Annotated in this window: 12 protein-coding genes and 5 pseudogenes; 9 read left to right on the forward strand and 8 right to left on the reverse strand. The window is 63.8% G+C overall.

Features of this window, described 5'->3' with window-relative positions:
- The first annotated feature begins 29 nt into the window (after nt 1-29).
- A complete protein-coding gene (locus EJ072_RS26930) occupies nt 30-1070 on the forward strand; it encodes an aldehyde reductase (protein ID WP_126082074.1) in 1041 nt (346 codons plus the stop codon).
- Nucleotides 1071-1105: 35 nt separating this feature from the next.
- On the opposite strand, the gene EJ072_RS26935 is transcribed toward EJ072_RS26930, so the two are convergent.
- A complete protein-coding gene (locus tag EJ072_RS26935; RefSeq protein ID WP_126082075.1) occupies nt 1106-1999 on the reverse strand; it encodes an SDR family oxidoreductase in 894 nt (297 codons plus the stop codon).
- A gap of 274 nt (nt 2000-2273) precedes the next feature.
- On the opposite strand from EJ072_RS26935, the gene EJ072_RS26940 reads away from it, so the two are divergent.
- Together EJ072_RS26940 and EJ072_RS26945 are read left to right on the forward strand one after the other, a co-directional pair.
- A complete protein-coding gene (locus EJ072_RS26940; RefSeq protein ID WP_126082076.1) occupies nt 2274-2684 on the forward strand; it encodes a helix-turn-helix domain-containing protein in 411 nt (136 codons plus the stop codon).
- 73 nt (nt 2685-2757) lie between these two features.
- Nucleotides 2758-3984 (forward strand): NAD(P)/FAD-dependent oxidoreductase, encoded by a 1227-nt coding sequence (locus EJ072_RS26945; RefSeq protein ID WP_189343102.1) that lies wholly within the window; start codon nt 2758-2760, stop codon nt 3982-3984.
- Here the strand turns inward: EJ072_RS26945 and EJ072_RS26950 are convergent.
- Both EJ072_RS26950 and EJ072_RS26955 read right to left on the reverse strand, forming a co-directional pair.
- Nucleotides 3941-4660: a glutathione S-transferase family protein gene (locus EJ072_RS26950; protein ID WP_189343103.1), complete on the reverse strand. Its 720-nt coding sequence runs from the start codon at nt 4658-4660 to the stop codon at nt 3941-3943. The two genes, EJ072_RS26945 and EJ072_RS26950, sit on opposite strands and share 44 nt — an antisense overlap.
- A 1-nt stretch (nt 4661) precedes the next feature.
- Entirely contained in the window at nt 4662-4967 is a 306-nt protein-coding gene (locus tag EJ072_RS26955; protein WP_126082079.1) for a Rieske (2Fe-2S) protein, read from the reverse strand.
- A 96-nt stretch (nt 4968-5063) separates the two neighbouring features.
- On the opposite strand from EJ072_RS26955, the gene EJ072_RS26960 reads away from it, so the two are divergent.
- The 3 genes and pseudogenes from EJ072_RS26960 to ilvC form a co-directional block, all read left to right on the forward strand.
- On the forward strand, nt 5064-5519 hold the full coding sequence (locus EJ072_RS26960) for a MarR family winged helix-turn-helix transcriptional regulator (RefSeq protein ID WP_126082080.1): 456 nt from the start codon (nt 5064-5066) through the stop codon (nt 5517-5519).
- Between the two features lie 127 nt (nt 5520-5646).
- Entirely contained in the window at nt 5647-6300 is a 654-nt protein-coding gene (locus tag EJ072_RS26965) for a TetR/AcrR family transcriptional regulator (RefSeq protein WP_126082081.1), read from the forward strand.
- A 7-nt stretch (nt 6301-6307) separates the two neighbouring features.
- Nucleotides 6308-7345 (forward strand): annotated as a pseudogene (gene ilvC, locus EJ072_RS26970) (ketol-acid reductoisomerase); the annotation flags it as partial.
- 182 nt (nt 7346-7527) lie between these two features.
- On the opposite strand, the gene EJ072_RS26975 reads toward ilvC, so the two are convergent.
- A complete protein-coding gene (locus EJ072_RS26975) occupies nt 7528-7812 on the reverse strand; it encodes a PilZ domain-containing protein (protein ID WP_126060181.1) in 285 nt (94 codons plus the stop codon).
- A gap of 166 nt (nt 7813-7978) precedes the next feature.
- Nucleotides 7979-8584, reverse strand: coding sequence for a BA14K family protein (locus tag EJ072_RS26980; RefSeq protein ID WP_126082083.1), 606 nt, complete (start codon nt 8582-8584; stop codon nt 7979-7981).
- A 165-nt stretch (nt 8585-8749) separates the two neighbouring features.
- Here EJ072_RS26980 and EJ072_RS26985 point away from each other — a divergent pair, with 165 nt between their 5' ends.
- Nucleotides 8750-9862 carry an endonuclease/exonuclease/phosphatase family protein gene (locus tag EJ072_RS26985; RefSeq protein ID WP_126082084.1) on the forward strand — a complete coding sequence of 371 codons (1113 nt, stop codon included), beginning with the start codon at nt 8750-8752 and terminating at the stop codon, nt 9860-9862.
- Nucleotides 9863-9866: 4 nt separating this feature from the next.
- Nucleotides 9867-10597: pseudogene (locus EJ072_RS26990) on the forward strand (hypothetical protein).
- Nucleotides 10598-10619: 22 nt separating this feature from the next.
- Here the strand turns inward: EJ072_RS26990 and EJ072_RS26995 are convergent.
- Nucleotides 10620-11692: pseudogene (locus EJ072_RS26995) on the reverse strand (1-aminocyclopropane-1-carboxylate deaminase).
- A gap of 146 nt (nt 11693-11838) precedes the next feature.
- Between EJ072_RS26995 and EJ072_RS27000 the strand changes: the two are divergent.
- Nucleotides 11839-12313, forward strand: a pseudogene (locus tag EJ072_RS27000) (Lrp/AsnC ligand binding domain-containing protein).
- Between the two features lie 33 nt (nt 12314-12346).
- On the opposite strand, the gene EJ072_RS27005 reads toward EJ072_RS27000, so the two are convergent.
- Nucleotides 12347-12589 (reverse strand): hypothetical protein, encoded by a 243-nt coding sequence (locus tag EJ072_RS27005; RefSeq protein WP_126082085.1) that lies wholly within the window; start codon nt 12587-12589, stop codon nt 12347-12349.
- Between the two features lie 83 nt (nt 12590-12672).
- Nucleotides 12673-12921 (reverse strand): annotated as a pseudogene (locus tag EJ072_RS27010) (FtsX-like permease family protein); the annotation flags it as partial.
- Nucleotides 12922-12939 lie beyond the last annotated feature (18 nt).

The following is a 12939-nucleotide window of genomic DNA, read 5'->3' on the forward strand; positions in this document are numbered from 1 at the left end:
GGTCGGAACAGTGCCGAAGGGAGGCGGGCATGAGCGGCGAGTTGGTGCTTGTGACCGGCGGATCCGGCTTTCTCGGCGCTCATTGCATCGTAGCGCTTCTGAACGCTGGCTACCGCGTGCGCACCACGGTGCGCTCGGCCAGGCGCGAAACCCATGTTCTTGCGATGCTGGAGGTCGGCGGCGCCGAGCCGGGCGACGCGCTTTCCTTCGCCCATTCCGATCTCATGAGCGACAAAGGCTGGTCTGAGGCGGTCGCCGGATGCCGGTACGTCCTTCATGTCGCTTCGCCTTTTCCGCCCGGCGTGCCGAAGCATGAGGACGACCTGATCGTCCCGGCCAGGGAAGGGGCGTTGCGCGTGCTGTGGGCCGCACGCGATGCCGGGGTCGAACGGGTGGTGCTCACCTCGTCCTTTGCCGCTGTCGGTTATGGCCAGTCATCGGTCGTCGGACGTCCGTTCACGGAGGAGAACTGGACCAACCTTTCGGAAAAGGTCGGCGCCTATGTGAAGTCGAAGACGCTCGCCGAGCGGGCGGCGTGGGATTTTATTGCCACCCAATGCGGCGCACTGGGACTGGCGGTGGTCAATCCGGTCGGCATCTTCGGGCCGGTCCTGGGGCCGGATCATTCGACGTCGACCGATTTCATCAGGCGCCTGATGGATGGCGAGATGCCCGGACTGCCCCGCATGGTCTTCGGCGTGGTCGATGCGCGCGACGTCGCCGACCTGCATCTGCGCGCCATGACCAATCCTGCGGCCAAAGGCGAGCGGTTCCTGGCCATCAGCGGCGATTTCATGACGATGCTGGAGATCGCGCGGACGCTGAAAGCGCGGCTCGGCAATGCGGCGTCGCGGGTTACCACAAGAGAGCTGCCGGACTGGCTTGTCCGGATCGCCGGGCTGTTCGACGGGCAGGCGGCTCAGATCGTGACGGAATTGGGCAAAGCCAGGAACGCGACGAGCGCCAAGGCCATGCGCTTGCTTGGCTGGACGCCGCGATCACGCGAAGACGCGCTTGTCGCGACCGCTGAGAGCCTTGTCCGGCTTGGATTGCTCAAGAAGTCGAAGTGAAGCGCGCCTGAGGGCCTTCTCAGGCGCGCCTGGCTTCAGCCGAGCAGGGTAGCCTTGTTCGCTTCTAGGAACTGCTTCAGCGTCCGGGGCGTGCGGCCCGAGAGTTTTTCGACGGCATCGGTCACCTCCGCAATGCGTCCGGCGCGGGTGTTGGCGTCGAAGGAGACGATGATGCGGGCGAAATCCTCTGGAACGCCGGCTGCTTTCACCCCTTCGGTAAGCGCCTCGTCCGGCAGTTGGATGACTTCCAGCGGCTTGCCGGTCACCTCGCTTACCAGAGCGGCGATCTCGCCCACCGTATAGGCCTGAGGGCCGGTCAGCGTGTAGATGTGGCTTTCCTTGGAGCCGGATGCGAGGCCGGCGGCAATGGCGGCCGCCATATCGTCGCGCGCGCCATGCGCGATGCGCCCTTCGGCGGCCGATGTGTACCACTTGCCCGACGAAATGGCGTGCGGCAGCGACATGAACAGGTTCTCCTGATACCAGCCGTTGCGGAAGATGGTGTAGGAGATGCCGCTCGCCTTGATCGCCTGCTCGGTGCCGTAGTGATCGCCGGCAAAGAGCACGGGCGAGCCCGGCTCGGGATTGGGCATCGAGGTGTAGAGCAGATGCGAAACGCCTGCCGCCTTGGCCGCGGCCACGGCCGTCTCATGCTGCTTCAGGCGGCGGCCAGTCTTCAGATCGAGGTCGCCAGTCGAGATGATCAGCACCCGGTCGGCGCCAGCGAACGCCTTCTCCAGCGAGGCGCTGTCGTTGAAGTCGGCGGCCCTGACGGCGATGCCGCGCGCTGCAAGGTCGGCGAGGTTCTCGGGGTTGCGGGTGGCGGCGATGATGCTCGAGGGCGCAATTTTCTGCGCCTCCAGCAAGTGATTGATGACGGCTCGGCCGAGCTGGCCGGAAGCGCCGGTGACGAGAAGGGTTTCGGTCATGGGGAGGGTCCTGAAAAATTGCGTCGAAGGCGGATCAAGTGGTAGTCTCAAAAAGAGACCAGCACTAAAATAGGAATTGACCTCGGGCCGTAAAGAAGGCAGTTTTTCGGGAGGTAGGCACGGCGAGGGAACCACCATTGCCGGCCTAAAGCGCGTCGCGATCTTTCAGATTTGCTCCACGCGCTCTAGGTTTTGATCTTACGCATGTTCTTAACCCGAAACCCGGTTCCCGCTTTCGGGAGACATGCTTCAGTTTCGATCGGCGGATATCGCAATGGACAGCAAGATCTTCAATCTGAAAGCCAAGCTCGAGGTCTATAAGGCGATGACCAACGGCGGCAATTTCGCCGACTGTCCGGTCCGCGACGTGATCCAGGGCATCAGCGGCAAATGGAGCTCGCTGCTGGTCATGGCGCTGGCAGAGAGGCCCTACCGCTTCGGTGAGCTGCGCCGGCTGGTTCCCGACATTTCGCAACGCATGCTGACGCAAACGCTCTACGACCTGCAGCGCGACGGCTATGTGCACCGTGAAGTTTTCCCGACCAAGCCGCCGAGCGTCGAATACAGCCTGACCGATCTCGGGCGCTCGATGTTTGCGCCCCTGCAGATGCTGGTCCAGTGGGCCGAGCTCAACCATGACGCCGTGCGCGAGGCACGTGCCGCTTTCGACGCGGCTGAAGCCTGACAGGCGTCAAAGCGCCAGCTTGATTTGACTGATGTGTTGGGAGATTGTCCGGCCGGCTTGGCTTGGGCGGGCAATGAGCAGATCCTACGACATCGCGATTGCCGGCGCCGGGCCGGCCGGATTGGCCGCGGCGCTCTATCTCACGCGGGCGGGGCACAAGGTCACCATCTTCGAGCGCTTCGACGCGCCGAAGCCTGTCGGCTCCGGCCTCATCCTGCAGCCGACCGGGCTGACAGTCCTCGCCGATCTCGGCCTGCTCGATGACATTCTTTCGCTCGGCAGCCGTATCGAGCGGCTGCACGGCACCGACGCCCAGACCGGGCGCACGGTGCTCGAAGTCCGCTACGACGCGCGGCGCGGCCGTCGCTTCGGCCTCGCGGTGCATCGGGCGGCGCTGTTCGGCGTGCTCCATCGCGCCGCCTTGCGCGAAGCGATCGCCATCGAGACCAATGTCGAGGTCGAGACACCGGAGACGACCGAGCGCGCGACGCTGGTCTGCGCCAACGGCAAGCGGCTCGGGCCGTTCGACCTCATTGTCGATGCCAGCGGCGCGCGCTCGAAACTGCGGCACTATCTCGGCGATGCCGCCATGCCGCGACCGCTCGCCTATGGCGCGTTCTGGGCGTCGCTCGGCTGGCGGGGCGGCTTTGACAGAAGCGCGCTGCTGCAGCGCTACGACAAGGCAAGCATCATGGTCGGCGTGCTGCCGATCGGCCGGCCGGAGCCTGGCGCGCAAGACATGGCGGCCTTCTTCTGGAGCCTCAAGCCGGCCGACGCCGAACGAGTGAAGGCCGAGGGGCTCGAAGCATGGAAGGCGAGAGTGATTTCCGTCTGGCCGGAATGCGAGGTTTTCACCAGCCAGATCGACAGTTTCGAGCAGCTCTCGCTCGCCCGTTACGGCCATCACACGATGAGACTGCCGGCAGGCCGGCGGCTTGCGGTTATCGGCGACGCCGCGCATTCGACCAGCCCGCAACTCGGGCAAGGCGCGAACATGGCGCTGCTCGACGCCGCCGCGCTCAGCCATGCGCTTGCGCGGGCGGACAGCCTCGACGACGCGCTGGCGACTTATGCCAGCGCACGCCGTTGGCATGTGCGCGTGTTCCAGGCATTGTCACTGTCGCTGACGCCGTTCTACCAGTCGGACTCCGCAGCTTTGCCCTTTGTCCGCGACCGCATGGTGGCGGCGCTGGCGTGTATCCCGCCGGGGCCGCAATTCCTCGCCGCCATGGTCGCCGGAACGGTCATCGACCCGTTCAGGCGGATCGGGCTTGCGGAGTTTCAGTGGCCTGCCGCCTGATGATCCCGGATAAATAGGATCCCTTTGCCTGCAGAAAGGCATGCAACCGCCGCGGATAGTCCGCGCCGACCGCCTCCTTGACCGATTGCCGCCTGCTCAAGGCCGCGCGCCAGGCCTGGACGAGCGGCTTGCCGTCGAGAATGCCGAAATCGCCGATGCGGTCGAAGGTGTCGAAGTAGCGGAAGATCGGCCCGTAAACGGCATCGACCAGCGAGAAGCGCTCGCCGGCGAACCACGGGCCGCTTTGCGTTGCCGGCAGTTCGGCCTCAACACGAGCGAACATCTCGAACAAGCCTCTGCTTTCGTGGAGGAACGCAGCTTCGTCGGCGGCGGAATAGAAGCGGCCTATGGCATTGAGGATGGCCGAGCCGAATTCGATCCAGGCGCGATGCCTGGCTCGCGCCAGCGGATCGGCAGGGTGCAACGGATTGGCTTCGGTCTCCTCGAGGAATTCGAGGATGACGGCGGATTCGAAAATCACCTCCTCCGAGTGGCCGTGCCGCACGCGGAGCAGAGGCACCTTGCCGAGCGGCGATATGGCTCTGAACCATTCCGGCTTGTCGGCAAGGTCGACATTGACCCGTTCGAGCGGCACGCCTTTCTCGGCGAGCGCAATCGCGGCGCGCTGGACGTAGGGGCAGAGGTGATGGCTGACGAGGGTGAGCCTTTCGGTCATCTCACTCTCCCCAGACATAGTTGAGCGCGCCATCGTCGACGCGGGTCGACAGGAACATCAGGCGCGAGCCTTTCGGCGCCGGTCCTTCGAGACGCTCGCCGCTTTCCATGTCGAATTTCGCGCCGTGCCATTGGCAGACAAGCGTGCCGTCCTTGCAGTCCAGCGGTCCGCCGAAATGCAGGCAGACATTGGCCGCGGCGCGGATGCGTTCGCCGCTGCGCCAGACATGGACCTCGCGACCGAAGAAGTGCGCGATCAGGCTGCCGGCCTGCGGGATGTCGGCGATCTTGCAGATTTCATGTTTCATCAGAAAGTTCCTTGTTGATGCAATTGCATCTATATGGATGCAAATGCATCGATCGTCAAGCTTGATGCAGTTGCATCTATCGACTAGGCTGCGCCGATGACGAAGACGTCGCCATCGCCGGAAGCCATTGCAGCCTGGGCGCGCCTCGTGCGGGTCTCGCGCCAACTGGTCGAGAGGACCGAGGACGCGCTGAAGGCAAACGGCCTGCCGCCGCTCGCCTGGTATGACGTGCTGCACGAACTCGCCGAGGCGGGCGAGGGCGGGCTAAGGCCGTTCGAGCTGATCGATCGCGTGCTGCTGGCGCAGTACGGCGTCTCACGACTGCTGGCCCGGCTGGAGGCGGATGGCCTGGTCGAAAAGCTGCCCGTCTCCGACGATGGCCGCGGGCAGACCGTTCGCATCACGGCAAGCGGCCGGGAGATGCGCCGCCGCATCTGGGCGGTCTATGGCGCTTGCATCGCCGATCGAATGGACGGCAGGCTTTCAGCCCAGGACCTGAAGACCTTGGCCAGCCTGCTCGGACGGCTGCGCGATCCGCCGGCCAGCGACTAGCTGGCGAGGCTCGCTGCTCCGCCGGTCATTTTTCGCGGCAGCCCCTTGCATCGGAAACAGGAATGCGCAATAAGCCGAACCGTAACGTACGGTACGCCTCTGGGCTATCGGAAAACCGGGAAAGACCGTGCTGCAGGCAGGCGCCGATATCGACACAAGCGAAACGCTGACGGAGCGTCAGCAGGCCGTTCTGGACGCGGCGCTCCGCCTGCTGGTGGAAGAGGGCGACAACGTCACCATGACCGCGGTGGCGCGGCGGGCCAGCTGTTCCAAGGAAACGCTCTACAAATGGTTCGGCGACCGCGACGGACTGCTCAACGCTACGGTGCAGTGGCAGGCCTCCAAGGTGCGCGTGGCGCCGGTCGATCGCAAGAGTCTCGACCTCGCGTCACTGACGGCAAGCCTCCAACGCTTCGCCTCTGACTGGCTCAAGGTGATCTCCAGCGATACGTCGATCGCGCTCAACCGCGTGGCGGTCGGCCATGCCGGCTCCGGCAAGGATGACCTCGGCGCCATTGTGCTGCAGAATGGCCGCTTCGCGCTGGCCAGGCGGCTGAAGCCGGTGCTTGAAGCAGGGCGTCAAGCCGGGCTGCTCGATTTCGAGGACGCCGAGACGGCGTTCCGGACCTTTTTCGGCCTGGTCGGCCGCGACGTGCAGATCCGTCTGCTGCTTGGCGACCAGGTGGAATTGACTGAGGCGACGATCGGCGGCGATGCCCGCCGCGCGACGCAACAGTTTCTCGCTCTCTTCGGAGCAAAAACCGGGCCGCTGGCCCTCTGATCTTCAAAAGGGAAGGAAGACCAAAATGCGTGTTTATTACGATCGCGACGCCGATCTCAATCTGATCAAGGGCAAGAAGGTCGCCATCATCGGCTATGGCAGCCAGGGCCGGGCGCATGCGCTCAACCTCAAGGATTCCGGCGTCAAGGAAATCGCCATCGGCCTGAAAGCCGGCTCGGCGACCGCCAAGAAGGTCGAGGCAGACGGGCTCAAGGTGATGAGCGTGGCGGACGCCGCCAAATGGGCCGACCTGATGATGATGGCGACGCCCGATGAATTGCAGGCCGACATCTACAAGAACGAAATCGCCCCGAACATCCGCGACGGCGCCGCGATCGCCTTCGCCCACGGCCTCAACGTGCATTTCGGCCTGATCGAGCCGAAGGCTTCGGTTGACGTCGTCATGATCGCGCCGAAGGGCCCGGGCCACACGGTGCGCGGCGAATACCAGAAGGGCGGCGGCGTGCCGTGCCTGGTCGCCGTTAACCAGGACCCTTCGGGCAACGCGCTCGATCTCGCGCTCTCCTATGCCTGCGGGGTCGGCGGCGGCCGGTCCGGCATCATCGAGACCAACTTCCGCGAGGAATGCGAGACCGACCTGTTCGGTGAGCAGGTTGTGCTGTGCGGCGGCCTGGTCGAGCTGATCCGCGCCGGCTTCGAGACGCTGGTGGAAGCCGGCTACGCGCCGGAAATGGCCTATTTCGAGTGCCTGCACGAAGTGAAGCTGATCGTCGACCTGATCTATGAGGGCGGCATCGCCAACATGAACTACTCGATCTCGAACACCGCCGAATGGGGCGAGTATGTCTCGGGTCCGCGCATCATCACCGCCGACACCAAGGCCGAGATGAAGCGCGTTCTGAAGGACATCCAGACCGGCAAGTTCACCTCGGAGTGGATGCAGGAATATCGTGCCGGCCTGGCGCGCTTCAAGGGCATCCGCCGCAACAATGACAGCCACCAGATCGAGGAAGTCGGCGCCAAGCTGCGCGCGATGATGCCGTGGATCGCCAAGAACAAGCTGGTCGACAAGGCGAAGAACTGAGGCGATCCACGTCTTTTGCCTGCGCGTCCTCGGGCTTTGCCCTGCGGCGCGCGGGTAATCGCGAAGAACAAGCTGGTCGACAAGGCCAAGAACTAATTCGCAATTTCATAGATGCTCGGAGAAGCCGGCGGATCGATCCGCCGGCTTTTTCTTTGCGAGATCGACGGCAGTGCCGCCGCAGCTCAGCCGTAGTGCCAGTGTGGCTTGGGCTCGGTGCCGGTGAACTCGACGCCGATGCGGTCCTCGCGGCGCCAGCGCACCACGGCCCTGTAGCCGATGCCATCGACCGGCACATAGAGCAGGAATTCATCCGGCACGCGTGCGTCGATCGGCACTTTCAACTCCGCGCCGTTCGAATGCATGTTGCGTACCGTGCACGTCACCTCGGAATTGTTGATGCCGGTCAAGATCGCCGCGCCCTTCAGGACGCGTTGGCGGCGTTGGATTCTGAGTTCGTTTTCGGCCATTGCAGGGTACGTTCTGGCGAATTTTTCGCTGCGAATCGGCATGTGAAGCACCGACATGGATGAATAGGCGCCGCTGATGAATTTAGGGTTATCAAGGTCGCGGCACAGGGTTGCGGCATAATAAAACGGCGCCGCGAAGGGCGCCGTTTCTGTGCCAGCAGGCCGCTCAGATATAGGGCGAAATGCACTGCCGGCGCGGGCCGTAGTTGGGCTGGAACGTGTTGTCCCAGGCCCGATAAGACCGGTAGCGGTCGTAGCACCATTGGACATGGGCCCTGGAAAGCTGCTCCGTCCGGTAAATGCGCCGCGGCTGAACATAGCGCGGATAGGGGTCGTAATAGTAAGGATCGTAGTAATTGTTGTAGGCCAAGCTGCCCAAGCCAAGGCCAAGGCCCAGCCCCAGGATCGCGGCCTCGCTGTCGCGGAAGTGCCGGCGGTGATGGTGCCGCCAGCGCCAGTCGCCATCGCCATTCCACCTGTCTCTGTCCCAGTTGCGGTCCCAGTTGCGGGAGAAGTGCCGGTTGCCGTCGCGTCTGACATCGCGGCCGCGCCACTCGCCGCCGCGCCGCCAGCGCCAGTCATACATCTGCGGCGAGTAGTTGTTGCCGCCAGCCCAACTGTCGCGGACGGGGACGATCGTGGGTGCCACCGCGCTGGTGGCGGTCGAGAAATCGGGCTGCAGGATCGGGCCGGCCACCGACGGCGCGGTCACGCCGGCAACGAGCCCCAGGGCCAAAAGCCCGGATCTGAAGGAAGAAAACAGCGGTTTCATTTCACTCTCCAAGGAGTAAAGGCCCCACGCCCAGAGCACCCCGGGAATGGGCTATTGTTGGAACTTTTCGTCTGAACGGAAGATGAACGGAAAGGTTCCATCAACCATGACGAGCATACGCCCGGCTCTTGTTTTCGGCCTCGCTTGCGCGCAAAGGTCACCGCCATGTCGCTCCGCCTCGCCACCTTCAATGTCGAGAACCTGATGAACAGGTTCGATTTCTCGGGCTATCGCAACCAGCTCAATGAAGACCGCACGCTGGCGCTGTTCGACATCCAGAGCGAGGCGGAATACCGGATCCTCGAGCAGGCCCGCGCGATCGCCCAGTCCGACGACACCCGCCAGTTGACGGCGCTCGCCATCGCGGCCACACGCGCGGACATCATCTGCATGCAGGAGGTCGACAATATCGAGGCGCTGAAGGCGTTCGAATATGGCTATCTGTTCAAGATGATCGGGCAGGGCTACCGTCAGAAATACACCACGGCCGGCAACGACTCCCGCGGCATCGATGTCGCAGTGATGATGCGCAACGAGACCATGCAGGGCCAGCCGATCGAATTCGTGCGCATGACGAGCCACGCCTATGTCACGTTCGAGCGGTTCGGCCTCTTCACGCCGGAGCTTGCGGGGCTCGGGCATGTGGCCAGCGATCGCATCTTTCGGCGGGACTGCCTGGAGGTCGACCTCACTGTCGGCGGCGTGCCGCTGACACTCTATCTCGTGCATTTCAAGTCGATGGGCTCGCCGCGCAACGGGCTGGACGGCCGCGAGGCGACAATGCCGCTGCGCATGGCCGAGGCGCAGGCCGTGCGCCGCATCATCGAGGAGCGTTTCGGCAAGGACCATGCCGCCGACAAGCGCTGGGCGATCTGCGGCGATATGAACGATTACCGGCAGCGTGTCAGGATCGAGGGCGACAGCTTCGACGGCTATCGCTTCGAGGTCGTGGATGAAGCCCAGTCCTCGATCAACGTGCTGACCGCCGGCGGCTTTTGCGAGAATGTCGTCGAGCGGCGGCCGGAGATGGACCGCTGGAGCTTCTACCACACGCGCGGCCCGGAGGAGCGGCATCTCTGCCAGCTCGATTACATCCTGCTGTCGAAGGCACTGGCGGCGAAGAACGCGACCGCCGTGCCCGACATCATCCGCAACGGCCAGCCCTGGCGCACCATCTTCCCGGCGGGCCAGGAGGTCGAGCGCTTTCCGCGCGCCGGCTGGGACAGGCCGAAAGCGTCGGACCATTGCCCCGTGGCAATCACATTGGACATGGCGTGACCCTTTGAGTTTCGATCTGCCCCGCAACGTCATCCTGCCGGTCGATGCGGTCGACGTCCGCCTCGATCCCGGGCCGCACCCCTTCGCCGTCAGCAATGCGGAAGCGATTGCTGAGAACTGGCGCCAGGAGATCGCGGCCAAACCGGCGCTGTTCGACGGCACGGTGGTGCTGCTTTCCGAACTGGCATACCGCGACAGCCGCCTCGTCGGCCGCTGCCATGCGGTCAATTATTCGACCTTCATGCTGTGGCGTAAGCGACGCGAGAATTCCGGTGCCGAGCACGCCTATGCGCATGCCATGCTGGTCGCCGGGGACAATGCGCTGGTGGCGATCCGCATGGGCCGGCACACGGTCAATGCCGGCCGCGTCTATTTCGCCGCTGGCTCGTTCGAGCCGGTCGATTTTCGCGACGGGCTGGTCGATATCGACTTCAACATGATACGCGAGGTGGGGGAGGAGACCGGGCTCGATCTTTCAGCGGCCGAGCGTGGACAGCGCTATCACGCGCTGTCGCGGCGAGCGGCACGGTGATTTTCCGCCGCTACCGTGTTGCCGAAACGGCCGACGCGCTGGCGCGGCGCATCAGCGCCTTCGTCGCCGCCGAGGCCGATCCGGAGATCGAAGGGCCAGTCGTCATCCGGCATGCCGCCGATTTGCCCGACGGGCTGATGGGGCATATGAAGCCGCTGATCGAATGGCATTTCGATGGCAGCGACAGGTTTCCTGACCCGTAGCATCAGTGTCAGCGGGTGCGCTCTATGGAAAGAGCGGTGGCAGCGCGTCGTCACGCGGCGCGCCTTTGCGCGTACCGCCGTCGTCCTTGTAGTAATAGCTGTAACCGTTGATGGCCGGCGCGCCGCCGAGATGCGCATAGAGAATTCTCGCGCCTTCGGGAAAGAAGCCTTTCCTCGTCAGGTCGATCAGCCCCTGCATCGACTTTCCCTCATAGACCGGATCGGTGATCATCGCCTCGGTGCGGGCAGCCAGCCGGATCGCGTCGTTCGTTTCGTTCGATGGAACGCCATAGGCGGGATAGGCATAGTCGGGATTGATGACGATTTCGTCCTCGCGGACGGCGCGGCCCAACCCGACGAGGGCGGCGGTGTCGTCGACGATGCGGCGGACCTGGGCGCGGGTCTGGTCGGGCGTGCCGGAGGCATCGATGCCGATCACCCGGTCGGCGCGATCTTGAGCGGCGAAGCCGACGATCATGCCGGCCTGCGTCGAGCCGGTCACGACGCAGACGATGATGTAGTCGAATTTGAAACCGAGTTCGACTTCCTGTTTCGCCACCTCCTCGGCGAAGCCGACATAGCCCAGACCGCCGAACTTGTGCACCGAGGCGCCGGCAGGAATGGGGTAGGGCTTGCCGCCTGCATCCTTGACCGACTGGATCGCATCCTGCCAGCTCTTGCGAATGCCGATGTCGAAACCATCGTCGACGAGCCGGCTGTCGGCTCCCATCAGGCGCGTCAGCAGGATATTGCCGACCCGGTCGTAGACCGCATCGTAGTGCGGCACCCATTTCTCCTGGATGACCACGCATTTCATACCGATCTTGGCGGCCGTCGCGGCGACCATGCGCGTGTGGTTCGACTGCACGCCGCCGATCGACACCAGCGTGTCGGCGCCCGACGCGATCGCATCGGGCACGATATATTCGAGCTTGCGCAATTTGTTGCCTCCCATGGCAGCCCGGAATTGCAGTCATCACGCTTTGCATAGACCCGCACCTTGCCGCCAAGCGCCGCGCTGAGACGCGGCAGATGCTCGATCGGCGTCGGGCCGAAGGTCAGTGGATACCGTTGAAATTTTTCGAGAAGTGACATCGACCTGCCTCCCGCAGTGTTCGTTTGGATAGGCAAAGAATAGACGAATTGCGGCGAAAGGTGCTCTCGAAGAGGGCCGCTGCTTTTTGGATTTCCGCAAAGAAGTGCGCTAAGGTTCATCTAATCGTCCATTGGAACCGATAAGAATGGAAGAATCTTCCGATCATATTTTCGACCGCATCGACATCAAAATCCTGCGAGCCCTGCAGGCCGAGGGGCGGCTGACCAATGCCGAGCTGGCAGCGCGCGTGAATGTCAGCGCCGCCACCTGCCATCGGCACGCAACGCCTGTTCGAGGAGGGCTACATCACCGGAGTCAGGGCGGAGATCGCGCCCGCCGCGGTCGGGCTCGGCGCGCTGGTCATGGTCGGCGTCGTGCTCGATCGCTCGACACCGGAAAGTTTCGCCGCTTTCGAGGAGGCCGCCCTCAAGCTCAAGGAGGTCCTGGATTGTAATCTCGTGGCCGGCGACTTCGACTATCTGTTGAAGATACGGGTGCGCGACATGGCGGATTTCAACAAGCTGCACGGCCAGAAGCTGATCGCGTTGCCGGGCGTCCGGCAAACCAGGACCTTCTTTGTGATGAAGGAGGTCAAGGAGAACGCGCGGCTGCCGTTTTGACAGGCAGTCCGCGACTCCATTCTCTCGCGGCGCTCAGAGCCGCTCCTTCTGCGGCAATGCCTTGCGGTCATTACGCGCCGCGACGAAGAACAGGATGAAGCAGAGGCCGAGGAGCGCGCCCATCGCCGTGCCCATCGTCTGGCCGACGACTTCCTGGAAATTGGGCGCGACGCGGTCGGGATTGGCCAGACCGAAGGGGGCCAGATACCACCAGATGCCGCCCAGGAACGCCTCGACGACAATTGCCACGAGGATTACACGCGCCTTCCTGCTCATTTCGTCCGTCCCCTTCAAGGTTTCCCAGGAGACCGCTTTATCACCGCAGGATTTGCGGCAATAGAGCCGAGCGATGCCGGGTGCTATTCGTGCCGCAGCGCGTCGATCGGATCGAGGCGGGCGCCGCGCAGCGCCGGGAAGAAGCCGAACACCATGCCGATCAGCGCCGAGAAGCCGACGGCCAGCAGGATGACGGCGGGGCTCGGCGCGAACGGTATCGTCAGCGCCATCGAGGCCATGCCGGCCAGCGACAGTCCGATCAGGATGCCGATAATGCCGCCGAGCAGCGACAGCACCGTCGCCTCGACCAGGAATTGGATGAGAATGTAACGAGCGCTCTGAGATGCGTG

Origin of the sequence: Mesorhizobium sp. M2A.F.Ca.ET.046.03.2.1 (assembly GCF_003952425.1) — a bacterium.
Classification (GTDB): Bacteria; Pseudomonadota; Alphaproteobacteria; order Rhizobiales; family Rhizobiaceae; genus Mesorhizobium.